Annotated in this window: 23 protein-coding genes; 14 read left to right on the top strand and 9 right to left on the bottom strand. The window is 39.8% G+C overall.

Annotation, left to right across the window (positions count from 1 at the left end; translation table 11 throughout):
- Window positions 1–46 precede the first annotated feature (46 nt).
- Entirely contained in the window at window positions 47–2,884 is a 2,838-nt protein-coding gene (locus ACUXV0_RS02125) for a hypothetical protein (RefSeq protein ID WP_446191410.1), read from the bottom strand.
- Window positions 2,885–2,918: 34 nt separating this feature from the next.
- On the opposite strand from ACUXV0_RS02125, the gene ACUXV0_RS02120 reads away from it, so the two are divergent.
- The 3 genes from ACUXV0_RS02120 to ACUXV0_RS02110 all read left to right on the top strand — a co-directional run bounded on the left by ACUXV0_RS02120 (window position 2,919) and on the right by ACUXV0_RS02110 (window position 5,725).
- On the top strand, window positions 2,919–3,788 hold the full coding sequence (locus ACUXV0_RS02120) for a glycerophosphodiester phosphodiesterase family protein (RefSeq protein WP_446191409.1): 870 nt from the start codon (window positions 2,919–2,921) through the stop codon (window positions 3,786–3,788).
- A 62-nt stretch (window positions 3,789–3,850) separates the two neighbouring features.
- Complete coding sequence (locus ACUXV0_RS02115) at window positions 3,851–5,098, top strand: amidohydrolase (protein ID WP_446191408.1); 1,248 nt, start codon at window positions 3,851–3,853, stop codon at window positions 5,096–5,098.
- Window positions 5,099–5,725 carry an L-threonylcarbamoyladenylate synthase gene (locus ACUXV0_RS02110; RefSeq protein WP_446191407.1) on the top strand — a complete coding sequence of 209 codons (627 nt, stop codon included), beginning with the start codon at window positions 5,099–5,101 and terminating at the stop codon, window positions 5,723–5,725.
- Here ACUXV0_RS02110 and ACUXV0_RS02105 read toward each other — a convergent pair.
- Both ACUXV0_RS02105 and ACUXV0_RS02100 read right to left on the bottom strand, forming a co-directional pair.
- Window positions 5,722–6,630 carry a lysophospholipid acyltransferase family protein gene (locus ACUXV0_RS02105; protein ID WP_446191406.1) on the bottom strand — a complete coding sequence of 303 codons (909 nt, stop codon included), beginning with the start codon at window positions 6,628–6,630 and terminating at the stop codon, window positions 5,722–5,724. The genes ACUXV0_RS02110 and ACUXV0_RS02105 overlap by 4 nt on opposite strands.
- Complete coding sequence (locus ACUXV0_RS02100) at window positions 6,630–7,223, bottom strand: nucleotidyltransferase family protein (RefSeq protein WP_446191405.1); 594 nt, start codon at window positions 7,221–7,223, stop codon at window positions 6,630–6,632. The genes ACUXV0_RS02105 and ACUXV0_RS02100 overlap by 1 nt, the downstream gene beginning before the upstream one ends.
- 102 nt (window positions 7,224–7,325) lie before the next feature.
- On the opposite strand from ACUXV0_RS02100, the gene ACUXV0_RS02095 reads away from it, so the two are divergent.
- The 3 genes from ACUXV0_RS02095 (at window position 7,326) to ACUXV0_RS02085 (ending at window position 10,633) form a co-directional block, all read left to right on the top strand.
- Window positions 7,326–8,339, top strand: a complete 1,014-nt coding sequence (locus ACUXV0_RS02095) for a vWA domain-containing protein (protein WP_446191404.1) — start codon at window positions 7,326–7,328, stop codon at window positions 8,337–8,339.
- A gap of 112 nt (window positions 8,340–8,451) precedes the next feature.
- Window positions 8,452–9,090, top strand: a complete 639-nt coding sequence (locus ACUXV0_RS02090) for a Crp/Fnr family transcriptional regulator (protein WP_446191403.1) — start codon at window positions 8,452–8,454, stop codon at window positions 9,088–9,090.
- Between the two features lie 130 nt (window positions 9,091–9,220).
- Window positions 9,221–10,633, top strand: coding sequence for an MBL fold metallo-hydrolase (locus ACUXV0_RS02085; protein WP_446191402.1), 1,413 nt, complete (start codon window positions 9,221–9,223; stop codon window positions 10,631–10,633).
- Between the two features lie 57 nt (window positions 10,634–10,690).
- Here ACUXV0_RS02085 and ACUXV0_RS02080 read toward each other — a convergent pair whose 3' ends face one another.
- A complete protein-coding gene (locus ACUXV0_RS02080) occupies window positions 10,691–11,116 on the bottom strand; it encodes a hypothetical protein (RefSeq protein WP_446191401.1) in 426 nt (141 codons plus the stop codon).
- A 97-nt stretch (window positions 11,117–11,213) separates the two neighbouring features.
- Between ACUXV0_RS02080 and ACUXV0_RS02075 the strand changes: the two genes are divergently transcribed.
- From ACUXV0_RS02075 to ybeY, 5 genes are read left to right on the top strand one after another with little or no spacing between them, the layout of a single operon-like run.
- On the top strand, window positions 11,214–11,780 hold the full coding sequence (locus ACUXV0_RS02075) for a YeeE/YedE family protein (protein ID WP_446191400.1): 567 nt from the start codon (window positions 11,214–11,216) through the stop codon (window positions 11,778–11,780).
- A gap of 3 nt (window positions 11,781–11,783) precedes the next feature.
- Window positions 11,784–12,296, top strand: coding sequence for a DUF6691 family protein (locus ACUXV0_RS02070; protein WP_446191399.1), 513 nt, complete (start codon window positions 11,784–11,786; stop codon window positions 12,294–12,296).
- A gap of 32 nt (window positions 12,297–12,328) precedes the next feature.
- Complete coding sequence (locus ACUXV0_RS02065) at window positions 12,329–12,913, top strand: phosphatase PAP2 family protein (RefSeq protein ID WP_446191398.1); 585 nt, start codon at window positions 12,329–12,331, stop codon at window positions 12,911–12,913.
- A 5-nt stretch (window positions 12,914–12,918) separates the two neighbouring features.
- The gene (locus ACUXV0_RS02060) at window positions 12,919–13,899 is read left to right on the top strand and encodes a DUF1028 domain-containing protein (RefSeq protein WP_446191397.1); all 981 of its coding nucleotides are present in this window, start codon (window positions 12,919–12,921) and stop codon (window positions 13,897–13,899) included.
- Window positions 13,896–14,309, top strand: a complete 414-nt coding sequence (gene ybeY / locus ACUXV0_RS02055) for an rRNA maturation RNase YbeY (protein ID WP_446191396.1) — start codon at window positions 13,896–13,898, stop codon at window positions 14,307–14,309. Before ACUXV0_RS02060 ends, ybeY begins: the two co-directional genes overlap by 4 nt.
- Here the strand turns inward: ybeY and ACUXV0_RS02050 are convergent.
- Window positions 14,306–14,773 carry an Lrp/AsnC family transcriptional regulator gene (locus ACUXV0_RS02050; protein ID WP_446191395.1) on the bottom strand — a complete coding sequence of 156 codons (468 nt, stop codon included), beginning with the start codon at window positions 14,771–14,773 and terminating at the stop codon, window positions 14,306–14,308. The genes ybeY and ACUXV0_RS02050 overlap by 4 nt on opposite strands.
- Before the next feature lie 143 nt (window positions 14,774–14,916).
- Between ACUXV0_RS02050 and metH the strand changes: the two genes are divergently transcribed.
- Window positions 14,917–18,672 (top strand): methionine synthase, encoded by a 3,756-nt coding sequence (gene metH, locus ACUXV0_RS02045; protein WP_446191394.1) that lies wholly within the window; start codon window positions 14,917–14,919, stop codon window positions 18,670–18,672.
- Window positions 18,673–18,691: 19 nt separating this feature from the next.
- Here the strand turns inward: metH and ACUXV0_RS02040 are convergent, their stop codons facing one another.
- Window positions 18,692–19,630, bottom strand: coding sequence for an NAD(P)-dependent oxidoreductase (locus tag ACUXV0_RS02040; protein WP_446191393.1), 939 nt, complete (start codon window positions 19,628–19,630; stop codon window positions 18,692–18,694).
- 56 nt (window positions 19,631–19,686) lie between these two features.
- Here ACUXV0_RS02040 and pdxA point away from each other — a divergent pair, with 56 nt between their 5' ends.
- A complete protein-coding gene (gene pdxA / locus ACUXV0_RS02035; protein WP_446191392.1) occupies window positions 19,687–20,769 on the top strand; it encodes a 4-hydroxythreonine-4-phosphate dehydrogenase PdxA in 1,083 nt (360 codons plus the stop codon).
- Here pdxA and ACUXV0_RS02030 read toward each other — a convergent pair.
- From ACUXV0_RS02030 to ACUXV0_RS02020, 3 genes are all read right to left on the bottom strand, one after another.
- Complete coding sequence (locus ACUXV0_RS02030; RefSeq protein ID WP_446191391.1) at window positions 20,750–21,607, bottom strand: tyrosine-type recombinase/integrase; 858 nt, start codon at window positions 21,605–21,607, stop codon at window positions 20,750–20,752. The two genes, pdxA and ACUXV0_RS02030, sit on opposite strands and share 20 nt — an antisense overlap.
- A 101-nt stretch (window positions 21,608–21,708) precedes the next feature.
- The gene (locus ACUXV0_RS02025; protein ID WP_446191390.1) at window positions 21,709–22,887 is read right to left on the bottom strand and encodes an NAD(P)/FAD-dependent oxidoreductase; all 1,179 of its coding nucleotides are present in this window, start codon (window positions 22,885–22,887) and stop codon (window positions 21,709–21,711) included.
- Window positions 22,888–22,904: 17 nt separating this feature from the next.
- A complete protein-coding gene (locus tag ACUXV0_RS02020; RefSeq protein WP_446191389.1) occupies window positions 22,905–23,417 on the bottom strand; it encodes a hypothetical protein in 513 nt (170 codons plus the stop codon).
- A 108-nt stretch (window positions 23,418–23,525) separates the two neighbouring features.
- Here ACUXV0_RS02020 and ACUXV0_RS02015 point away from each other — a divergent pair, with 108 nt between their 5' ends.
- Window positions 23,526–25,643 carry a Tex family protein gene (locus tag ACUXV0_RS02015; RefSeq protein WP_446191388.1) on the top strand — a complete coding sequence of 706 codons (2,118 nt, stop codon included), beginning with the start codon at window positions 23,526–23,528 and terminating at the stop codon, window positions 25,641–25,643.
- The last annotated feature ends 12 nt before the right edge of the window (window positions 25,644–25,655 follow it).

The raw sequence follows: 25,655 nt of genomic DNA, 5'->3' as shown, positions 1-25,655 counted from the left end.
CACCTCAACTATTTGAGAAAGGCTTTGTCAAAAGACAAAGCCTTTTTTAGTTCCCAAAAATGAAGTCTATAAAAAAGGGTGAATCATAATTGACCAATTCGTTCTCGAATCGATAACCAAATCTGGCCCCAACAGGGATACTGAAGACATTAAAAAGAGTTTGATCCAGCATTAGTTCAACTCCGGCAGAATGAACAGAAGTAGTCACCACAGAATCTGAGATTCGGGCATTATCGTAAAACAGATTGGCTCTCAAACGTCTGAAATATGTCAATCCATTAATACCTAAATCTGGGTAGAGTAAAGGCAACTGATAATTTGCTGATACTCGTTCAGTTTTTTCTAAGCCGGCTATGGGGTAACCTCTTGCAGCAGTCAGGTTATCGGGTAATTGATAAGTATTACTTAAAGCTTCAAACTGACGAACGCCAGAAAGTCTAACACCATGATTCCTCCCAATCCCTGGTAGATAGACAGTTGCTGAGTAAAGCGATTTCTCGGCAATTCCATCCTGAAGTGATGTATAATAACCGGCACTGGCACTTAAGCCAAGTCGTGGCTGAAGGTTTTGATAAGCCTGTCTTCTTAAAACGGCGATACTTCCGCCTAAATCCAGAGCCCCAAAGGCTTCGTTATAGTAGGAAGAAACTCCATTTTGGAAAAAGGGCTGCGTTCCTCGCCAAAAAGCTGTAAGGTTGGTAGAAAAACTATAGTTGTTCTTTACTGTACTTATGGGCACACGTACTCCGGCATGAGCCTCCTGCTCGTTAAATTCTATCAAACGATCTCCCCTGAAAGCAGGTACAGATCGCTGCCTGAAACTATAACCAATCTGGATAATAGGCATAAAAGCCGCTATGGAATAGTCAAATCCGTACTGAGACTCAGCAGAATTTGGGTAATAAGTATAGTTGAGGTTTAATCGCTGAGTGGAAAGCAAATTATCCATTCGCACAAAACCAGCCGCCTCGCTAAGTCCCAAATAGCCGTTATCAAAATCATCACCAAAGGCAGGAATAATTCCCCAGGAGTGGAATTTCCAGCCTCCAATAGCAGAGTTGTATTTGGAAACCTTGTATGTCTTGTCTGGAATTTTACTTAGTAGCAGTTGATTTTCCTCCAGACTATTTAGCCTTTTATAAATGGCCATCTCGGTTGGATTCTCTACACTTACGGGTGTCAACTCCAGCTTTGTTTTTACGAGATTATTCCCTTGCGTGTGGTAATTGGCAAAAATTAATTCCTTGTTTTTCACCATTGGAAAACCCGCTGCTACAGGAACAGAACTCGCTCTATACAGCTGCTTATCACCATTCTTATCAAAAGCATAGATATTGTCTATTCCATCAAAACTAGCTCTTACATAAATCTTGTCATCCGTCTGAAACGGCTCTACCATAGCGTGAGCATAGCTTTCTGTCAATCCCTGCTCTTCCCCATTGCTCAGGCTGAATGCCATCCACCTTTGGCGACCATCTCTCTTAGCAGCCATATATAGCCTTTTAGAGTCCTTATCATCAAAGACCGGATAAGCGTATTCAGTTTCTAAGTCCAGTGGAAATTCTTTGACCAATTCCTCACTTTTCAAATCATAAAGTCGCAAATGAAATTGCATTTGAGTATCAAACTCAATAGCAGCGATTTGACTGTTTGCTTTATTGATGGCGGCAAAAAATACTCTCTTTCCATCTAACACTGTAGTCTTTTGATCTTTCAAAAAATCATACACTATCACCCTCTGAAAATCTTGATTTTCATAAAACGGATGTGGTCTATTTTCTACCCAAACGGCCTTTTGCTTGTTGTATGAAATGAATGCATTATCGCTATGACCGATATCCGTCAGTTTTTCCTCTTTCCCATCTTCAATGAACACCAGATATGGCGTTTCTTTATAAGTAGATTTCCTGGCCACAAAACCTATTTCAGACTCAAAAGGATATGAATAATAGCTCACCGTTTTTTGCCTTTCGGTGATATTTTTGAGTTCAGAAAACTCCCTTTCAGACTTTAAGTCATCATACTCCTTCTTTAACTCCGCATAGGCCTCTTTATAGAGCTTTTTAGGTCGTAGTCCGATGTTTTTTTTCATGGCACCACCGAAGGGATAAAATATGCGGTCATATTGACTGGCATCTCTCTGGATTTCGGCCCACACATCATTGCCGTATTTCGCTCTTGCGTATAAACTCATCTGATAACCGAAAGGATAATGGTTTGGTATCTGAGTTTTAAAAGAACCTTGTCTGGCTTTGGTGTACCGTATTTTTACACCTTCTTCCATAAAAGCTCGCTGTTCCATACTGAAAGAAGGCATTCTTCCGCGGCCGGTTTCTGTATACAAAGACTCCGTAATAACTGCATCACCCTCAGAAAACCAACTGGGTCTTGAGAACGAGTTTACTGCTCCCCAGCCAAACTGACCCGTTATTATTTTTGCCAGTTTAGTCACCCCTACCACGGTATTACTGGCTTGTAGTACGTGCCTGTATTCATGAATTGCCAGCAGCGTAGTCCAATTGTTTGGACCCATGATATTCCAATTGGGAATACCTAAAGGATAAAACTCAGATCTGAAAGGTGCAGTAGAGACAAATCCGTTAGGTTCCATACTTTGAGTGTGTAGAATAATAGGAGCATGAAGTACCTTTTCACCGATGCTAGATTTATCTCCTTTGGCCATTACGTCAAGAATTCTGGCTACTCGTTTTGCCTGACCTTCAATCCCTTTCGGGAAAACTACCGTCGTCTTCTCATTTTCTATTTTTTGCCAATTCTGCCCCGGGCTATTCAGTAGTGACTGACTATCCTGAGCAAATGATAAAAATGCTTGAAGGTAAAACAGCGTAAATAGTACAATTAGGCTTATTTTTGAATCAGGCATTGGAAAATTTCTCTTCAAAACAATTCAACTTTTGATGATAATACGTAAAACAAGACTTATTTGCCTTAGCGTAGCAGTCTTTTTCTCATTGAAAACAAGCTACGGGCAAAATCAACAAAATCCACCTTACACAAACGATTTTTTCAATGAAGTCCACATTTCAGTGCATCGAGGGGGAGGCTTTGAAGATAATTGGCCAGAAAACAGTCTGGAGTCTTTCAGACATTATCATGAACTTTTGCCTACTGCAATGATAGAATGTGATGTCAGAATAACCAGAGATAGCGTTCTGGTTTTGCTTCATGACGCTACACTCGAAAGAACCACCACCGGAGAAGGTTTATTGAATAATTTCACCTACGGTCAATTAGCCAATATTAAGCTTGAGGATAAGAATGGTAAAATTCAAAAGCAGCAAATCCCTACCTTAAAAGATGTTCTTTTGTGGGCAGATGGCACTGTTCCTTTGACGCTTGACATCAAGAAAGAAACACCACACCATTTGGTTATTAAGCTTTTGGAAGAATTAGGCAACTACCCTAATGTGGTGATGACAACATACAATACCAAAGAGGTCAACAGCATAGCTAAACTTTCTGATGAAGTCTTGATATCTGCTGGAATCAGAAGTAAAAAAGAATATAAAGCTTTGTTAAAAACGGGTGTTCCAAATTCACGACTTGTAGCTTTTGTAGGCACTCGTTTGCCAGATAAGAAATTATTAAAATTTCTCAATAGAAGAGGAATTCCAACAATTCTGGGTTCTTTAGGTAAACTAGATAAACTCGCCGAAGAAAATAATGATTTACCTTATGTAGACTGGTTCAAGGCAGGAGTTCAAATATTCGCTACGGATAGGCCAATTCATGCCAATAAGGCCTTAATGAAGTATATTGCCCAATGATGAAATATTTCTTCTTTAACATATTAGTACTAGCTGTGTGCCTAAACTCTTTCCCTGAGGGAATGGCTCAGTCAAAGTTGAAAAAAGCAATTGCTGAGGAGGCCTTGGCTATTCAGTCAAAGACTGTTCAGTGGCGTAGAGACTTTCACGCTCACCCTGAGCTTGGGAATCAGGAGTTCAGAACCGCGGGAATAATTGCTGAGCATTTAAGAGCACTGGGTCTTGAGGTTACCGAGGGTGTAGCTAAGACCGGAGTAGTAGGAATTCTGAAAGGAAGCAAAGAAGGACCTGTGATTGCTTTAAGAGCAGATATGGATGCCCTTCCTGTAACTGAGCGTGTAGATGTACCTTTCAAGTCTACTGTTCAAACCAACTATAATGACCAGTTGACCGGAGTAATGCATGCTTGTGGTCATGACAGCCATATGGCAATCTTAATGGCAACGGCAGAGGTTTTGGTCAAGCACAAAAATGAACTTAAAGGAACCATCAAATTCATTTTTCAACCTGCCGAGGAAGGTGTGTTCGGAGAAGGAATTCGCTTCGGGGCTGATCTAATGGTAGCAGAGGGTGTTCTGGAAAACCCCAAAGTGGATGTGGCGTTTGGTTTACATATCAATTCTCAAACTCCTGCCGGTGTGATCAATTACAGACCTGGACCCACCATGGCTGGTGTAGATCAATTTTACATCACTGTGAAAGGAAAACAAACTCATGGTGCTTATCCTTGGTCTGGTGTTGATCCTATTGCCACAGCATCGCAGATTGTAATGGGATTGAATACAATTGTCTCAAGAAATGTCAAGTTAATTGAGCAACCTGCTGTTGTCAGTGTAGGCTCTATTCATGGTGGAAATCGTCATAATATCATTCCGGAAGAGGTAAAACTGGTGGGTACCATCAGAACTTTGGGAGTAGACCAAAGAAAACTCGTTCATCGAAGAATTAAAGAAATTGCTGAAAACATCGCTTTGAGTGCGGGTGCAAAGGCTGAAGTTGTGATTGAGTCCGGCTACCCGGTCACTGTTAATAATGTAGAACTCACTAAAAAGATGATTCCAAGTCTACAGGAAGCCGCAGGTGCTGAAAATGTGATTGAAAAGAATGTGGTGATGGGTGCTGAGGATTTCTCTTACTTTGCTCGTGAAGTTCCATCACTTTTCTTCTTTTTGGGAGGTATGGACCGTAAAATGAGCCCAGATAAAGCTCCTGCACACCATACGCCAGATTTCAAATTAGACGAAAGTGGATTTTACGTAGGTGTTAAAGCTTTTTGTAATCTAGTGATTGACTATCAAAATCAGAATTAAATGCCAGCTGAGGTCTTAAGAATATATGAATCCATCCCTGATCCATCCAAGATTGATGAGATCGTTCGCTATTTAAAAGATGGTGGTATTATCATTTACCCAACAGATACGGTATACGCTATGGGTTGTGATATTTACCAAAACAGGGCTGTTGAAAAACTTAGTACTCTAAAAGGCATGAAAGCCAAAAAGAATAACTTCTCTATAGTCTGCTCAGACTTGAGCAATATTGCAGATTATGCCAGAGTTTCTGATAAAGCTTTTAAAGTGATGAAAAAGGCATTCCCTGGCCCTTTTACTTTCATCTTACCGGCCACAAATAAGCTACCCAAACTTCTGCAATCAAACAGGAAAAATATCGGTATCAGAGTACCTGATCATCCGATACCGCGAGCTATTGTAGACGCTCTTGGAAATCCAATCATTACCACTTCGGTGAAAGATGACGTAGATGATATTTTGGAATACCCGAATGATATAGAGGTAATCATTGACCAGAACGAGCACAAGGCAGATCTGATCATTGACGGTGGATGGAGTGGTATTACACCAAGTACCGTAGTTTCTATGCTGGATGATTATCCTGAAGTCCTAAGAGAAGGTTTAGGGGACATCAATAGCCTTTAAGCCGGCACCTTGGCACTAAAACCTTTGGTCACTCCAGCCGGTTTTTCATGCTTCCATCGCTTATGTGTCCATAGCCAATAGGCAGGCTTTGCTTTTATTTGTTCTTCTAGTAGCTGAGCATGCTTTTCCATGATTGCTCCTTCAGGTTCTTCTACAGGATTTTCACTTATTACTTCAAACCGTACTTCATAATAACCTCTTTTAACCCGTTCAATTTTAGCGAACAAAACCGGCATATTAAATGCTCTGGCGATTTTCTCAGTTCCTACAAAAAAAGAAGTGTCTTGATTTAAAAAAGTCGTCCAATAAGCCTTATCTGCAGGGGCAGACTGATCATTGGCCAAAGCCACCAAATACACTTCTTCATGCTCTTTTCGAAGTGTCTCCATGGTTTTATACGTGGGGTAAAGCATAGTGCCGTACCTGGATCTGGCTCTTAGAAAAAGCTTATCAAAATATTGATTACTCATCTCTCTATACGGACCTGTACCACGGTGATTAAATGAAATATCAAGGGTTTTGGCTAACCATTCGTAATTTCCATAATGACCTAATGTTAAAACGAAACTTCTTTGGTCCAGAAACCAATCGTCTGTCACCTCCGGATTGATATACTTGAAACGTTCTTTCAATACTCTACATCTGATGGTAAAGAACTTCACAGTTTCCACGAAAAGATCGCTTAAGTAATGGTAAAACTCCTTTTCAATCGAGTCCAGCTCTGATTCAGTCTTTTCAGGAAAAGCATTATGAAGGTTCTTCTGAACCACCTTTCTTCTGTAACCTACCAGATGAAATAGTACCGGAAAAACCAGCACATCTGACAAGAAGTAGTGAATAGAGAACGGCAAGAGAGAAAAGCCGAAAATAAACGGCAAGGAAAGATAGTAAGCTATGGCTTTCATTAAGAATTCTTATTCAAGTATGCTATGTATTGTTCTTTGGTATCCAAATCAGTTGATCCTCCATCAAAAGATATGGTTGCCATGTCATCTTTATATTTTTGAAAAATTTGTCGGGCACCTTCATCTCCTTTCAAACTGATCAGCTCTTCAAAAACTGAACGTTTAAACAAGGCAGGTACTCCTTTGACCTTGCCGTACGATGACGATATAATGGCATGGTCTTTATCTTCTGCCGCCCTAATGAGCTCCTTCAATATAGACGATGAAATCTCAGGCATATCTGATGTACTGATAATTACGGCATCCAGATCTTTTTTTAGCATATAACTGCCCACCATTCCCATTTTTATAGAGCTGGCCATACCTGTTTGCCATTGAGCATTATCTACCAGATTTACAGGTTGATCTTTCAGAGCAGGAACCACCTGAGCTTTGTGAGCACCTAAAACTATAGTCACCGGATAGCAGGAACTTTCTAGTGCTGAGTCAATTACGTTTTGAAGCATGGATTTCCCGTTTACGTCTAATAATTGTTTGGGTACACCCATTCTTTTCGCCTCGCCAGCTGCCAAAATTATGATTCCTACGTTCATCTGGTTATATTTGTGACAAAATTACGAGAAATTCTAAGGGCATTAATAATGAATCCTGGGAATGATCGTTAAAAACACGTGCTTAACTAAAATATTATTACCATGAATTTCTACAAGAATTCCGCGATTCTGCGAGCTCTTCTTTTAGCCGTTTCATTTGTTGTTATTTCATGTGGTGGGGGCAATGACCCTAAACCTAATGGCAATGCTTTTGAAATCTATCTTGACTTTTGGAATACAACAGGGAAAAACCCTGAAATCCGTTTTGACGAAGTAAACACTTCTAGAGAAATCAAAATCGATTTTAGCAAAACCTTTGAAGGTCGTTCTGAAGGAAGCTCTTTCACCAAAGTGGAGATTGATAATTTCAGAATCATTGATCAAAATCAAAACAACTATAATATTGAAAACATCACAGCTTATGAGCTGCGTGATGGAGCATGGAAAAAAGATATTGAATTTACCATGGACTTTACCCAGTCTGAAGACATTTCAGTGGTATTAGTTCTGGATAGATCTGAGTCATTGGGTGAGGACTTTGGTACAATTAAGCAATATGCCAATGACTTTATAGATCAGGTTTTTGACGAAAGATCTGTAGTACAAATGGGTGTAGTTGATTTTGCTGATGACGTGAAAAGTCATCCACTTACTACAAATAGAGACGATTTGAAGAGCTATGTCAATGGACTGATCCAAGGTAAATTTACAACACTTTATGACGCTGTAGATGTTGGTATTGACATGCTTCAGGATTCTGATTCACAAAGTAAAGTGCTATTTGTTTTCACTGATGGATCGGATAATAACTCTTCTCCAAATGTTAATGTTGACTACCTATTGAACAGAATTAAGTCAAATAGCGAGTCTACCATCAGCAGCTTCGCTATCGGTCTTGATGGTGACGGCGGAGTAGATCAATCAATCCTTACTAAGCTTTCAGGAAATGGTGGATCAGCGAGCTTCCCACAAACCATTGAACAAGCGAAGGGAGTTTTTGAGAAATTCTCAAAAGTAATTTCTAATGTTTACAGTTTGGAATATCTCAGAAACCAGCAGGTGATACCGAGAAATACTCCGGCTAAGCTGAAGTTTGAGATACAAACATTCCAATAAGCACGGAAATAGATAAGTAGAAGCTCTGGTCATGAATTTGGCCAGAGCTTTTTTTGTTTAAGAAGTGTCAATAAATTGTCACTCTCAATACTGCGAAAGCTTAACCCTATTTATGCAATTAGACATCAATTTTTATAAGGAACGTTTCTCTGGTCTTTTTGAGCAAGGTCTACTAGAAGAAATGCAACAGGTAGGAAATTACATGGAAATGAAATCGGGAGGATACTTAATGAGACCCGGTGGTTATATCCGTTTTGTTCCTATAATTCTGGAAGGCTCAGTCAAAATCATGCGTCAGGATAAGGACGGGAAAGAAGTACTTCTCTACTATATTTCTGCTATGGACAGCTGTGCCATGTCATTAACCTGTTGTGTACAAGACAGAACCAGTGAAATTATAGCACAAGTAGAGGAAGATGTAAAACTAATCTCGCTTCCATACGAAAAAGTGGATGAGTGGATGTGCCAGTTCAGTACATGGAAACAATTCATTTTCAATACATACCAGAAGCGTTTTGAAGATATGCTGGAGACCATCGATTGTATAGCCTTCAACAAATTGGATCAACGACTACTCAGTCTCATCAAAAAGAAAATTGAACTCACCGGTGGAACATCTATTCTTTACGCTACCCACGAAGAACTAGCTCATGAATTGGCCACCTCCCGAGAAGTGGTCTCCAGACTCTTAAAACAGCTGGAAAAGATAGGAAAAGTGAAGCTATCGCGGAATAAGGTGCAACTTTTATGACCTTGATCAGGAACAGGTGATAATGTAACTAATGTCACCTGAGAGCCTCCTGAATTCTTTTCAAATTTGGTCTACAAACTCACAAAGAGTTTTGAAATCATTGTTTTATAACTAAAAACCTGTTTCAAACATGAAAGTAGAACAAATTTACACTGGCTGTTTGGCCGAAGCTGCTTATTACATCGAATCCAATGGCGAGGCTGCCATTATTGATCCACTCAGAGAATCATCTCCTTATATCGAACGTGCCAAAAAGGATGGAGCAAAAATCAAATATGTGCTTGAAACACATTTTCACGCCGATTTTGTGTCAGGCCATCTGGATTTATCCAATAAAACAGGGGCAACCATAGTTTTTGGCCCTACAGCCGAACCCGGCTATGCCGCACATATAGCGGAGGATAATGAAATTCTGGAGCTGGGTAATGTCAAAATCAAAGTATTGCATACTCCTGGTCATACCATGGAATCAACTTCCTTTCTTTTGATTGATGAAAATGGTAAAGATGTAGGCGTTTTCACTGGTGACACAGTATTTATTGGTGATGTAGGAAGACCAGACCTGGCGGTCAAAACCGACCTTTCTCAAGAGGACCTTGCAGGACACTTGTACGAGAGCATTCAAAATAAAATCTTACCATTAGCAGATGATGTCATCATTTATCCCGGGCATGGAGCAGGCTCTGCTTGTGGCAAAAACATGAGTAAAGAAACCACAGACACTTTAGGCAATCAGCGAAAGTTCAATTACGCTTTACAAGCAAAAACTAAAGAAGACTTTATTGCCAGCGTTTTGGATGGTTTAGTGGCCCCGCCTCAATATTTCCCTAAAAATGCGGTATTGAATAAAATGGGTTATCAAAGTATTGATACCGTTCTTCATCAAGGTTTACAGGCATTGAGCCCTGCAGCATTTGAAGTAGCTGCTGAAGAAACTGGGGCTCTTCTTCTTGATTTGAGAGATCCGCAAGATTTCGCAAAAGAATTTATTCCAAACTCCATCAATATCGGCTTGGATGGTACTTTTGCCACATGGGTAGGCACCTTGATTCCTGATTTAAAACAACAGCTCTTACTTATTGCTGAACCTGGAACAGAGGAAGAGGCCGTAACCAGACTGGCAAGAGTAGGCTATGACGGCACCATTGGTTTCTTAAAAGGCGGAATAGAAAGCTGGAAAAAAGAAAACAAAGAGCTGGATCAAATAGAAACTATTGACGCAGAAGAATTTGCAATCCTTTATCATTACTCTGAAAATCTAAATGTTTTAGACATTAGAAGAAAAAGCGAGTATGATTCAGAGCATATTCAAGGAGTTGAAAATTTCCCGCTGGACTTTATCAACCAAAACATGGCGGAGTTAAAAAATGATCAAAAATATTACCTGCATTGTGCTGGCGGATACCGTTCAATGATCATGTCCTCCATACTCAAATCAAGAGGATTTGAACATGTTGTCAATATAAATGGTGGTTTTGCTGCATTGAAAAACACCGGAAAGTTTCAGCTAACTGATTACACTGCACCTAAAACAATGCTATAGATACTTTTTCTCTAAACCTGTAATTGGAAAGGCGAGCTTAGATTTAGGCTCGCTTTTTTAATCTTCTATAAACTCCAGTAAAGCATAGGATGAATTCAGGTCATCTAATGACAAACGGTAGGTATAGGTCCCTTTTTCTAAAGGTTCTTCACCTACATAATCTATCGGCTGAATGGTATACGCTTTCCCATCTATTTTAAATGAGACAAAGGCATATCTATATGCCTTTCTGAACTGAAAGTAGTTTGATTTTTTTCTGGCTTTTAACTCACCATAATCATTTTCTCCACCGCTGGTGTCTACGAAAATATCCTGCATCAAGTGGTCAGTATCATTCCAGATTCTTATTCTTATCTGGCCTACCCCATTATCCGGCTCCACATCTTTTCCTTTACAGCCCATCAGAGCAGCAAAGACACTGAAGAATAGGAATATTTTGATTATCTGGTCTCTCTTCATATCTCTCAGAAAAGTTAGACCCATTTCATTCACTTTTGGTTCGAATCCGGCAGAAAATACTTTTGAACTTTATTCTACGGTAAATGGTTAGTCTACCAATTCACTAGAGTATTAACAAACCATGTTAGAATATATCTTAAAGCCATGGCCCTGGTATGTGGCCGGACCCATTATTGGTCTTACTATACCCCTCCTACTCATTTTGGGTAATAAGTCTTTCGGGATTTCTAACTCTATGAGGCATATCTGTGCCGCCGTTATTCCGGGAAAAATTCCGTTTTTTCATTATGATTGGAAGAAAGAGCAATGGATCTTCTTCTTTGCCGGAGGTATCATGCTGGGAGCCTTTCTGAGTATCCATTTTTTGAGTGATGGTCAAAATATAGATCTCAACCCTCAAACTATTGCTGATCTCAAAGCCTTAGGAGTATCAGAATTCAATGGTCTATTACCGGCAGACATTTTTAATTTCAGTAGTTTATTTAGCTTGAAAGGCTTCTTCTTTATCGTTTTTGGAGGCTTTTTAGTTGGTTTTGGTACACGTTATGCCGGAGGCTGTACCTCTGGACATGCTATAATGGGCATCTCTAATCTCCAGTGGCCTTCATTGGTAGCTACTATCTGTTTCATGATAGGCGGCTTTACCATGACTCACCTCATCTTTCCATTCATTTTTAAATTGTTCTAGATCATGCCACATTCAGATATTACCGTAAAAGAAACAGCCAAGTTTGATAAAGAACATATCCCTGGCAATAAGCTTCCTCATGAATATAATCGGGTAGAGAACTTCCTGAATAATTTCAAATATATCATCGGGGGTTTACTATTTGGAATTGTCCTCATCAAAAGCGAAGTCATCTCCTGGTTCAGAATACAGGAAATGTTTAGGCTACAAAGCTTCCATATGTATGGAGTGATTGGCTCTGCCATCGCAACTGGAATTATTTCAATCTGGATTTTGAAAAAATTCAATGTCAAAGCCATAACCGGTGAACCAATCAGTATCAGACCTAAAGAATTCTCAAAAGGGCAAATCTTTGGAGGGCTACTGTTTGGTTTTGGATGGGCACTTACGGGTGCTTGCCCGGGTCCTATATATGCTCAGATAGGTGCGGGCTTTCTAACCACAGTCGTTACTTTATTCTCTGCCATAGCCGGCGTTTGGGTTTATGGTAGATTCAGACATAAACTCCCGCATTAAGGCTTATATTAGTGCCCGAATAAACTTTTTAGGTGACTCAGAAAACAGTTAGAACACTTTCTCATATAATTTCAAGCATAGGTCATCCTGTGCTTCTGGTCAGTGTTTTTGTAACGCTTATCAATTTCAGAGAATACGGAAAAGATAAAGCCATTGAGCTAACAATAACAGCACTTGGTGTTTTTGTAATTCCCGTAGTCCTATACATTTTATATAAAATGAAAAAAGGGGACTACGGGAATTTTGACGTTTCTGAACGCAAAAAACGGAATTCATTATACCCTGTTATAATCGTTCTCCAGGTCCTTTTGATTGGCTTTTTATATCTAAAGAGTTATTCATGGCTAATTAAGTCAGGGGCCATATCGAGCCTGTTTTTGACTGTAGCAGGTTTCATTATAAATCAACGGATTAAGGTATCAATGCACACTACTGTGGCATTTTTCATTGCTGTTTTACTAATTCACGTTGAAAACAGTTACGCTTTCAGCATGTTATTCTTTGCTACCGCAATTGCCTATAGCAGAGTACTTTTGGGCAGACATACTTTTCCTGAAATAATTCTGGGAACAATACTCGGCCTGGTTTCGGGAGCTTTTTTTCACTTCATCATTTAATACTTATGTTACGCAAAATCTTACCACTTCTACTTCTTCCTTTACTCAGTAAGGCTCAGTTTTTCAAAAAGAATGATGGGCTAGCACATACATACTCTATTGTGGCGATTGACTCTGCTTCTGGTTTGATGGGTGTAGGTGTCCAAAGTCATTGGTTTAGTGTTGGTAATGTAGTTGCCTGGGCAAAATCCGGAGTGGGCGTTGTGGCCACTCAGTCATTCGTGAATAAATCTTTTGGTCCGAAAGGACTAGCCATGATGGAAAGTGGTCTATCTGCCAAAGAGACGCTGGAAGTATTGCTTAAAAATGATCCCGGTCGTGAGGTAAGACAGGTGGGTATGATCGATAAAAATGGTGTGGTAACATCACACACTGGAGCCAACTGTATTGATTATGCAGGACATATTACCGGTAAAAATTACAGCGTACAGGCCAATATGATGTTAGAAGGTACAGTACCATCTGCCATGTCAAAATCATTTGAAAGTAGTGAAGGCGAGAACCTGGCCGAAAGAATATTAATGGCTCTTCAGGCCGCTCAGTCTACCGGAGGTGATATCAGAGGGAAACAATCAGCTGCCATAAGAGTTGTAAAAATCAATTCCACCGGTGAGCCTTGGAATGACGATTACGTAGTAGACCTACGCGTTGATGATCATCAGGATCCTATTGGAGAGATCGCAAGACTGCTGAAGGTGCAAAGAGCTTACGAGTACATGAATGCCGGTGACCTTTTTGTAGAAGAAAACCATATGGAAGAGGCAATGTCTGCATACAACTCCGCCATGCAGATGTTTCCGGAAAATCTGGAGATGCAATATTGGACTGCCATCACTCTTGCAAACAATGGGAACACCAAGAAAGCTTCTGCCATGTTGCAGAAAATTTATGCTCAAGATCAGAACTGGAGAGAGTTAACCAGAAGGTTACCAAAAGTTGGCCTACTTCAAGTTTCAGCTGAAAACCTTAAAGAACTACTTAAATGATTTCATTTCAATCAGAAGGAATTGAATTTGACCTGCAAGAAGAAAGTAGAATCAGTGATTGGTTGGTCCAAGTAGCAAAAATTGAAGGCTTTCAGATAGAAGAACTCAATTATATTTTCCTGTCAGATGAAGGGCTCTATGAAATCAACATGGAATACCTGAATCATGATACCTATACAGATATCATCACATTTGATAATAGCGATGACGAAGAAATTATTGAAGGAGATATCTTTATCAGTATCGAGCGAGTAAAGGAAAACGCTGAAACTTTTGAAACAGAATTTGAAACGGAACTCCGCCGTGTTTTGGCCCATGGCGTACTTCATCTCTGTGGCTATAAAGACAAATCTGACGAAGACACAAAACTAATGCGGGAGATGGAGGAAAAGAGTTTAGGTTTATATTAAACCTCCGGCAAATACATATTTTCGTTCTTGATTTCGCCCATCACGAAAATACTTTGGGTACTTCCTATATTCTCTAAAGAAGCGAGTTTGTTCATGATGAAGCTTTGGTACTCCCGCATATCATTGACTACCACTTTAATAAGAAAATCGTAGTCACCTGAGATATTCAGACATTCCGTTACTTCAGGCAGTTCAGTAATTTCTTTGACAAACCTGGCTCCTGCTTTTTGCTCATGCTCTTTTAATCGAATATTGCAAAGCACCATAAGGTCTTTACCCACTTTCTCTCGATCTACCACAGCCACGTAGCGTTTGATCACTCCTTCGTTCTCCAGACGTTTTACACGTTCATAAACGGGTGTGGGAGATAGATTCAATCTACCAGCTAACTCTTTGGTAGTTAATTTAGCATCCTCTTGAAGATACTTTAGAATTGACCTATCTGTCTCATCAAACTTTGGCATAGCATAAAAATTTTATCAATTTTAGATAAACCACTCAGCAAAACCAACTATTACTAGATAATTTATCTATTCTTTAGTCAAAACACTTCGTTTTTTATCTTTTCATTTATCTTTGCAGCCTCACAAAGAACATTGCCAAAAGCATGCCTGATATCAAAAAAGAGCTGGAGAAAAGAATTCTGATTTTAGATGGTGCCATGGGTACGATGATCCAGAGATATCAATTAACGGATGAAGATTATCGCGGAGAACGATTCAAAGATTTCCCTCATGATGTGAAAGGAAATAATGATCTCCTTTCTTTAACCAGACCAGATGTCATATCTGCCATTCATAAAGAGTATTTAGAAGCAGGAGCTGATATCATAGAAACCAACACCTTTAGTGCCAACTGGGTCTCCATGGAAGACTACAAGATGGAGCACCTGGTTAAGGAAATTAACTATGAAAGTGCGGTATTGGCTAGAAAGGCCTGTGATGAATACACGGCAAAAAATCCTGATAAACCACGATTTGTGGGTGGTTCTATGGGGCCTACTACCAAACTGGCCTCCCTCTCCCCGGATGTAAATAACCCTGGGTACAGAGCCATTACTTTTGATCAATTAGTAGATGCATTTAAAGAGCAGGCTGAGGCCCTAATAGAAGGCGGAGCAGATGTACTCATCATGGAGACATCTACAGATACGCTAAATAGTAAAGCATCTATTTATGCTGCCCGCCAAATCATAGAGGAAAGAAGAAAGACGGAGCCTGATTTTGATATTCCGATAATGATCTCGGGTACCATCACAGATCAGTCTGGACGTACCTTGACAGGTCAAACCACAGAAGCATTTTATAATTCATTAAGACACGGAAACCTTCTTTCTATTGGTTTGAATTGTGCCTTGGGAGCCAGAGCTATGAAGCCGTATCTGGCTGAAATGTCAAGAATTGCAGACTGCTATGTGAGTGTATACCCGAATGCCGGTTTACCAAATGAAATGGGTCAATACGACGAGTCACCCGAATTTATGGGTGAGCAGATCCGTGAGTTTTTAGATGAGGGATATGTCAATATTTTAGGTGGCTGCTGTGGAACTACCCCAGACCATATTGCTGAATTTGCCAGAATTGCATCTGAATACGAACCGCGTCAAAAATCTAACCCTAACAAACTCCTGAGACTATCAGGTTTAGAGCCATTGACCTTGACAAAGGAGTTGGGTTTTGTGAATGTAGGGGAACGTACCAATGTCACGGGTTCAAAGAAGTTCTTACGTCTTATTAAAACTGAAAAGTTTGAAGAAGCTCTTTCTGTTGCATTAGACCAGGTAGAAGGTGGTGCAAACGTCATCGATGTAAACATGGATGAAGGGATGCTGGATGGTGTTGAGAGCATGACCACTTTCCTTAATTTAATGGCTTCTGAGCCAGACATTTCACGGATTCCTGTGATGGTAGACTCCTCAAAATGGGAGATTATAGAAGCAGGTTTAAAGTGTATTCAGGGGAAAGGAATTGTTAACTCCATCTCTTTAAAGTCTGGTGAAGAAGAGTTTATCAGACAAGCTAACATCATTCGTAATTTTGGTGCTGCGGTAATCGTGATGGCTTTTGATGAGGACGGTCAGGCAGATACCACCGCCAGAAGAATAGAGATAGCCAAACGCTCATATGACGTTCTAGTCAATAAAGTAGGCTTTCCTGCTGAAGACATCATTTTTGACCTAAATATATTCCCTGTAGCCACAGGTATTGAGGAGCATAGAATTAACGCTATTTCGTTTTTTGAGGCTACCAAATGGGTAAGAGAAAACCTTCCACATGCTCATATCAGTGGTGGCGTGAGTAATGTTTCCTTCTCATTCAGAGGAAATAATAAGGTCCGTGAAGCCATTCACTCGGCGTTTTTATATCACGGTCGCCAGGCAGGAATGGACATGGGTATTGTAAACCCGGCCATGCTTGAGATTTATGATGACATCCCTAAAGACCTGTTGGAGCTGGTAGAAGATGTTTTATTAAACAGACGAGAGGATGCAACTGAACGACTTCTGGACTTCGCAGAAAGCCTTAAAGGTCAATCAAATAACACTGAGAAGGCTGTTCAGGAGTGGAGAGGCTATGCGGTAGAGAAAAGAATTGAGCATGCCTTAGTGAAAGGTATTGTAGAGTTTATTGATGAGGATGTAGAGGAAGCCAGAACCAAATTTGCTACGCCATTGGAGGTTATTGAAGGCCCACTAATGGATGGGATGAATGTGGTGGGGGATCTATTTGGGTCTGGAAAGATGTTTCTACCTCAGGTAGTTAAATCTGCTCGCGTAATGAAAAAAGCTGTGGCATATCTACTCCCCTACCTGGAGGAAGAAAAAGCCAGATCTGGAAATACCGCCAAAAATAATGGAAAGATTCTACTGGCCACTGTTAAAGGTGATGTGCATGATATTGGAAAAAATATAGTGGGCGTGGTGCTGGCTTGTAATAATTTTGAAATCATAGACCTTGGTGTTATGGTGCCAGCAGAGAAAATTCTGGATGAGGCCGTAAAACAAGAGGTAGACATGATAGGACTGAGTGGTCTGATTACGCCATCATTAGATGAAATGGTCTATGTAGCCAAAGAAATGGAGAAAAGAGGTATGAATATGCCGCTTTTAATTGGCGGAGCCACTACATCCAGGGTTCATACAGCGGTTAAAATTGATCCTTTTTATTCAGGATCGGTGGTTCATGTGCTAGATGCCTCCAAGTCTGTGCCGGTGGCTAGTAGTTTACTGAGCAAAGAGCAAAGTGCCAAGTTTGTTAAAGCCAAGAAACAAGAGTATGAAGAATTCAGAGAAGAATATAACAGCAGACAAACGGTCAAAACCTATATAAGTCTGGAAGAAGCCAGAGCTAATAAAACGCAAATTGACTGGTCAAAACAGGAAATTGTGAAACCTAAGTTTTTGGGTAATAAAGTATTTGAAAGTTACTCTTTGAGAGAAATCTCAAAATATATAGACTGGACTCCTTTCTTTCAATCATGGGATTTACATGGCAGGTACCCAAAAATTCTGGAAGACAAGGTAGTGGGTGCAGAGGCTCAAAAACTAAAGGCTGATGCAGACAAAATGCTGGAAAAGATCATCAATGAAAAATGGTATACAGCAAAAGCCGTGATCGGTTTTTGGCCTTCTAATGTTGACGAAAAAGATACACAGCTGGTGTATGATTTTGAGATCAATGATGAAGGACATAGCTCCAGCTGCTCATCACTGGCTCATGATCATAAAGTTTACCTTCCAAAAACTGATGAGGTCATCGGTAAATTCCACCATATACGGCAACAGGGAAAGAAAGGGAAAAACATTCCTAATCTTTCGCTGGCAGATTTTACAGCACCAGTAGACTCTGGAAAGACAGATTTTCTTGGTGGTTTTGCTGTGGGAATATTTGGCTCAGATGAAATTGCCAAAAAGTTTGAGGACGACCATGATGACTATAATAGCATCATGGTGAAAGCTCTGGCAGATCGTTTTGCCGAAGCCTTTACTGAATTACTACATGAGAAGGTAAGAAAGGAATACTGGGGATATTCTATACAAGAGTCACTTGATAATGAGGAATTAATCAAAGAGAAATATCAGGGAATAAGACCTGCACCAGGTTATCCTGCATGCCCGGATCACACTTTGAAATCTGAATTATTTAAGCTTCTGGATGCCGAAAATAACATTGGTATTACCCTTACGGAAAGCCTGGCAATGCTTCCGGTTTCAGCGGTAAGTGGTTTGTACTATGCACATCCTCAGAGTAAGTACTTTGGACTTGGTAAAATCAGCAAAGACCAGATAGAGGATTACTGCGAGCGTAAAGGAGTATCAATAGATGAAGCCGAAAAGTGGCTTTCGCCGGTATTGAATTACTAAAAAAGTTAGTGCAGAATATTTAAGCATTCTGCTCTAACCACATCCTAATCTTGTCCTTTAATACCTGATTAATTTTGACGTAAGATTCATTTGACCAGCCAGCGACGTGTGGTGTTAAAATCACATTATCTTGGGTCGACAAAAATTGAAAAGTCTCTTTTTGTTCCTGTGTCAGGGTTTTTAGTTTTTCATTCTCCAAAACATCCAAACAGGCTCCTTTGACTTTTCCGCTTTTCAGAGCATTTGCCAAAGCATCCAGTTTTACAATTTCTCCCCTGGCTATATTACAGAAGTAGATGTTCTTTTTGAACGAGTTAAAAAACTCATCGTCAACCCATTGATAGGTAGTGCTCAGTAGAGGAATATGTAAACTCACTACATCGGCCTGCTCATAAATTTCTTGCAAACTAACCTCTTGGATCAAGTGATTACCGAAGCCGTATTTATATTTATCAAACGCCAATATTTTGCAGCCAAATGCAGCTAATCTTTCTGCGGTAGCCTGGCCATTATTTCCGAAACCAATAATTCCGATTGTTTTTCCGAAGAGCTCCTCACCCCTGTTCTTTTCTCTATTCCATTCTCCACGCTTCACTTCTGAGTTACCTTGATTTACCTTGTGAAACAGGCTCAGTATCATACCGATAAGATGCTCCGCCACTGCCACTTTATTGGCTTCATTGGCACCAAAAACATCAACTCCTGCCTTTTTGCAGGCATCCAAATCTATAAGATCAAGTCCTGCCCCCGCTCTGCCAATAAATTTTAATTTATTGGCATGAGTCAGAAATTCTTCATTAATAGAAAACTTTGACCTAATCAGTAGACCCTCATAATCACCAACCTTTTCTAACACCTCTTCGAAAGCGATATTGGGAAAATAATCTACCTCTAAACCTAGCTCCTCCGGCATATGCACAATAGATTCGTGCATTTCATCAACAATCAAAACTTTCATTACCTAGAGTTTTATGTAACTTTGGCAAAGTTATAGAAACAGCAATAGAAAGCCCTATGGATAGCGATTTCCTTCCCAGAATAGGAATAACAATTGGTGACATCAACGGTATCGGACCGGAGGTCATTTTAAAAGCTTTAGAGAAACAAAAGATTACAAAACTCTGCACTCCTATCATCTATGGGTCGGGAAAACATTTGAGTAAGTATAAGGCTGAACTGGGCTTCGATGATTGGCAATTTTTCACCATCTCAAATACCAAACAGGCAAACAGAAAAAAGTTTAATCTGATCAACTGTTATGAAGGGCCGAACTTCCCTTTGGATTTGGGTCAAGTGAATAAAGAGGCAGGTAACCTTGCTTTTCAGGCATTGAAAAGAGCCACAGATGATCTAAAGAACGGGTATTTAGAGGCATTAGTGACGGCACCTATCTCTAAAGATAATACTCAGGGAGTAGAGTTCGACTTCCCCGGTCATACAGAGTTTTTGGCTAACGCCTTTGAAGCAGAAGATGTTCTGATGTTTCTTGTTAGTAATGATCTACGATTGGGCGTTGTTACTGGCCACATTCCATTGGAACAGGTCAAAAAGCAAATCAATAAGAAGAGTATTGCCAAGAAACTTGAATTGATGAAAGCAAGTCTCATCAATGATTTCGGTATCCAAAAACCCAAAATTGCTGTACTTGGACTTAACCCTCACGCAGGAGAAAACGGTATGCTCGGTACAGAAGAGAAAGAGATTATTGAACCTGTGATCAATGAATTCAGAGCCAAAGGAAACCTTTTCTTTGGGCCCTTCCCAACTGATGGTTTCTTTGCTACGCAAGAATGGAAAAACTACGATGCTGTATTAGCCATGTATCACGATCAAGGGCTCACTCCTTTCAAAATGCTTTCGTTTGACTCAGGAGTTAATTTTACAGCTGGGCTCCCGGGTGTAAGAACTTCGCCAGATCATGGTACAGCATTTGGCATAGCAGGTAAAAATGAGGCTGATCCTGGTTCTATGTTGCAAGCCATTTTCTATGCTATTGATATTTATAAAAGCAGAACTCTTAATAAAGAACTGAAGTCCAATGCCATTTCTCCCGTAGAAATCAAGAAGATTATGAAGGCTAATAGTGAGAAAAATTAAGCTCTCCTTCGTTTAGATTAATATCTTCAACAGGATTTCTCAGTTTTGACAAATCAACATTAGCTAATTGATTATAAATCGAAGTGGTTTGTAAAAACTTATGACCTAAAATATACTGTAACAGGTGAATATCCATCCCGGACTCCAGAGCATGTACGGCGTAAGAGTGCCTCAAGGTATGAACGGTGGCATTCGTATCTTTTAAACCCGCTTTTTGCAATGCCGATTGAAAGAATAATTGCACGTTCCTTGAGCTATAGGGTGTGCCTTTCTCACCTGGAAACAGGATATCGGTAGGCCCTTCTTTTACAAAATACCTTTTGATATAATCGATAATATTTGGTGCTAATGAGAGGTGTCTGTAACCTTCTTCCTTGTTCTTAACTTTAATAGTACCATTGATCAGATCAAGGTCCTCTACTTTCAGCTGAATAACTTCAGAAATCCTCAGACCCGTATTATAAATTAATAGAAGAACAGCTTTATGCTTAATATTAGTAACAGCATAAAAGATCTTCTTAATCTGCTCTTTTGATAAGATATCAGGCAGTTTTTCTTCTTTACTTTCACCTGTACTTTTTATGCCTAGTTTTCTATTGAAAATGACATCATAGAAAAGTTTCAGAGCTTTACCTGCCTGAATGGCCTCTGCTTTATCCTTTTTCTCGGTAAGCTCTTTCAGATAATTACCGATAAACTCATCCGTAATTTTGGATTGAGGCATATCCCTCACCACGTTATAGAACACAAAAATGGCATTCCTGTAGGCTACTACAGTTTGAGAATTATACTTGCCAGACTTCATGTATTCTGTAAATCGCTCAATGAGGTGTGTCATAAATCTTGCTCTTAATTGGGATTAGCTAAGCAAAATTATAAAACTAGAACCTTTACAAAAAGTTATGATTCTAATTTTTATGCGAAATTTATAAAACGCACTTACTCATTCAGATTTTGAGCCACATGCCAGCCACCGGTCCAGGCTGCCTGAAAATTAAACCCTCCTGTAACGGCATCAATATCAAGCACTTCACCAGCAAGGTATAGACCTGGAAACCTCTTGAGTTCAAAAGTAGAAGAATCTATTTCAGAAAGGTCTACGCCACCTGCAGTTACAAATTCTTCCTTGAAAGTACTTTTACCTGTAACTTTCAAAGGCATTTTTTTAAGGTTGTCTGTTATTCTCTTGAAATGCTTCTTCCCGGTTTCTGACCAGTTTTGAAATTCCCCGACGAGACTTTTAGTACACATAAACTCCCAAAATCGTTTAGTTAGCCCTGGTAGCGGCGTATTTCTCACTTTCTTTTTGGGATTATCGGCTTGTTCCTTTTTTAGCCAAGTCAAAATATGATCAATTGAAACGTCTGCCAACCAATCGACCTGAATATCAAATTGATAATCGAGATCATTAAACTGTCGGGCACCAAATGCCGATAGTTTTAAAACAACCGGACCAGAAACACCCCAATGTGTGATCAATCCGGGCCCTGAAGTTTTAAAGCCTTTGGTCTTTACTGTCATTTGCGGAAAGGAGATCCCTGACAATTCATGTAGTTCTTTTTCAGGAACATGAAAAGTAAACAATGATGGCACAGGACTCACAAGATTTAAACCTAATCCCGTCAATTGCTCCCAAATAGCTTTATCTCCACCAGAAGCAATCAATAATTTATCGCAAATTAGTTTTCTTTCCTCCGTAATAACGAGCCATTGATCTTCAGATCTCTCAAATGAGTGCACTTTTGAAGATAGGGCCACCTCAACTTTTTTCTTTCTTGCTTCAGCCAAAAAGGTATCTATAATTGTCTGAGAGTCATCAGTCACCGGGAACATCCTTCCGTCAGACTCTTTTTTAATTTTCACACCCCTGTTTTCAAACCAATTAATGGTATCTGCTGGCCCAAACCTTTGAAATGGTTCCAGTAAGAAGTCTTTTCCTCTGGGATAATTCTCAACCAAAAGCTCGGGCTCAAAACAATAGTGCGTCACATTACATCTTCCGCCACCAGAAACTTTGACCTTTTGAAGAGGTTTTCTATTCTTTTCTAAAATGAGCACCTTGCTTTTTGCAGGGCAATTAATAGCAGCAAAAAAGCCGGCTGCTCCGCCGCCAATCACGATGAGGTCGTACTTGTCTAATTGTCCAGATGCTTCTTTGATAATTCTTCTCTTTTATTGCGTAGCAAAGTAACCAACTTTTCAATCCCTTTCACAGTAGAAAAGTACTCGAAAGTCACTTTATGAGAAGTTTCACCATCAGAAATCTCAATAAATTCCCCTCCTCCATCTGCACAGTCAGGACAGCCATAAATATCCTCTAATTCCAAAAAAGACGAAAACTTAAATGAGTCAGCAATTTCTTTTCGTTCATCTTCAGAAATGATGTCTTCAAAAACTAAATCGCCATTTGACGTGCCATTCAGATATGGTCTAACCTCGTAAATCAAATCAGGTGAATCGGTGGTGAAAGTCACTTGCTGAAAGCATCTTCCTACACACTCTCCAAAAAATGTTCCTGTCGTGATTTTCAATCCATTTTCTGATTTGATCTTCATTTTTTCACATGAAGAAAAACTCATCAAAACGATGGTTAGAATAGCAAATAAGATAGCCTTGGAATACCCCGACTTTGTGGAAAATAATTTCATGCTAAACTGTTTGATTATCGTGTTATTGGTCATTTTTGTTATCCCTCTTTTAGGGGTTAAATGAAAAGCTCAGGCTTTTGGTTGTTTACACTTATAGAATTTCATCAAATGCTAAATAATGCCCAATTAGGCTTCCTTTCAAAGGAAATTCAGGTTAGTCACAGCTCTATAAAAAGTGTGATTTCACTATTAGAAGAAGGAGCTACTGTTCCGTTTATTTCCAGATATCGTAAGGAAAAAACTGGTGGATTGGATGAGGTTCAGATAGCAGACATCAAAAAACATTTTGAAAAATTTCAAGAGGCTGATAAGCGGAGAGAAGCCATTCTAAAAAGTATTGCGGAGCAAAATAAACTCACACCAGAACTGGAGGCTCAAATAAACGCTGCCTTACATCTGAATGAATTGGAGGATTTATATCTGCCGTACAAACAAAAAAGAAAAACCCGCGGTGTTATAGCAACTGAAAAGGGTTTGGAGCCTTTGGCCAAAATAATTTTTGAGCAAAAAGAACGAGACCTTGACCACCTTCTTCCAACTTATCTGAATGATGATGTTTCCACAGAAGATGAAGCACTTCAGGGAGCCCGAGATATTATGGCCGAGTGGATCAATGAAAATCTGGAATCAAGAAATAAGCTACGAGCCATATTTAAAAGAGAAGCAGTACTAAGTTCTAAGGTCAAAAAAGGCAAAGAAGCTGAGGGACAGAAGTATAAAGACTATTTTGAATTTAGCCAGCAATTGAGGGATATACCATCGCATCGTCTATTAGCTATTAGACGTGGGGAGGATGAAGGATTTTTGAAGGTAACTATTGAAATCGATTCAAAAAGAGCTCTAAATGCCTTGGATAGTCAATATTTACGAGGAATGCCGGCTTGTAAAGAACAGCTGGAGATTGCTATTGAAGATAGCTTCAAAAGACTCTTAAACCCATCTATTGAAAATGAATTTGATAGTTTAAGTAAAGAAATTGCCGATAAAAAGGCGATTGAAATCTTTGCCACCAATCTTCGTCAACTATTACTCGCAGAACCATTAGGTCAAAAAAGAGTTTTGGCCATTGATCCAGGCTTTAGAACCGGTTGCAAAACTGTTGTTTTAAATGAGTACGGTGATTTGTTGGCCGATACGGTGATACACCCCATGACCAAGAAAAATGAAGCAGAAATAACTGTAAAAAAGCTCATTAAGGAGTATAATATTGATGCCATAGCCATAGGGAACGGTACCGCCAGCAGAGAAACTGAACAGTTTATCAAAAGCATAAAGCCTGATCTTAAGAATGGTGTTTTTGTGGTCTCTGAGCAGGGTGCCTCTATTTATTCTGCATCAGCCATTGCCAGAGAAGAATTCCCGAATAAAGATGTTACTGTTCGAGGGGCGATTTCAATTGGCAGACGACTAAAAGATCCTTTGGCAGAGCTGGTAAAAATAGACCCAAAGTCAATAGGTGTAGGTCAATATCAGCATGATGTCAACCAAAAACTATTGAAGGAGTCTTTAGATACAGTGGTAGAAAGTTGTGTTAACTCTGTAGGAGTTGAATTGAATACTGCCTCCAAACACTTACTGAGCTATGTCAGCGGTCTCGGACCCGGTCTAGCTCAAAATATAGTAGATTACCGAAGCCAAAATGGAAAATTCAAAAGTAGAAAAGAGCTCTTAAAAGTACCTCGCTTGGGTGATAAGGCTTTTGAGCAAGCAGCAGGTTTCTTAAGGATACATGGGGCCAAAGACCCTTTAGACAATACAGCAGTGCACCCTGAGAGATACGCGTTAGTCAAAAAAATGGCTAAGGATCAGGGAGTTAGCATTGATAAGCTTATTGAAAACAGTTCCTTACGTAAATCGGTAAAACTTCAAAATTATGTAGATGCGGAAGTAGGGCTACCAACTCTTACAGATATCATGGAGGAGCTCGACAAGCCTGGCAGAGACCCAAGAGAACAATTAGAAGCTTTTGAGTTTGGGAATGTTAGCAAAATAGAAGATCTGCATCAAGGAATGGTTCTCCCTGGAATTGTTACCAATATCACCGCTTTCGGTTGCTTTGTAGATATCGGCGTTCATCAAGACGGCTTGGTTCACGTTTCTCAATTGGCCAATAGATTCATTAAAGACCCAAATGAAGTCGTCAAAGTCCATCAGAAAGTAAAAGTGAAAGTAATGGAGGTGGATGCTTCCAGAAAAAGGATTGGCCTCAGTATGAAGGAGGTATAATTAAAAAAGGGG

This window comes from Jiulongibacter sp. NS-SX5 (genome assembly GCF_052828545.1).
Note: the sequence above shows the minus strand (reverse complement) of the source record. Positions and strands in the feature narration are given on the sequence as shown.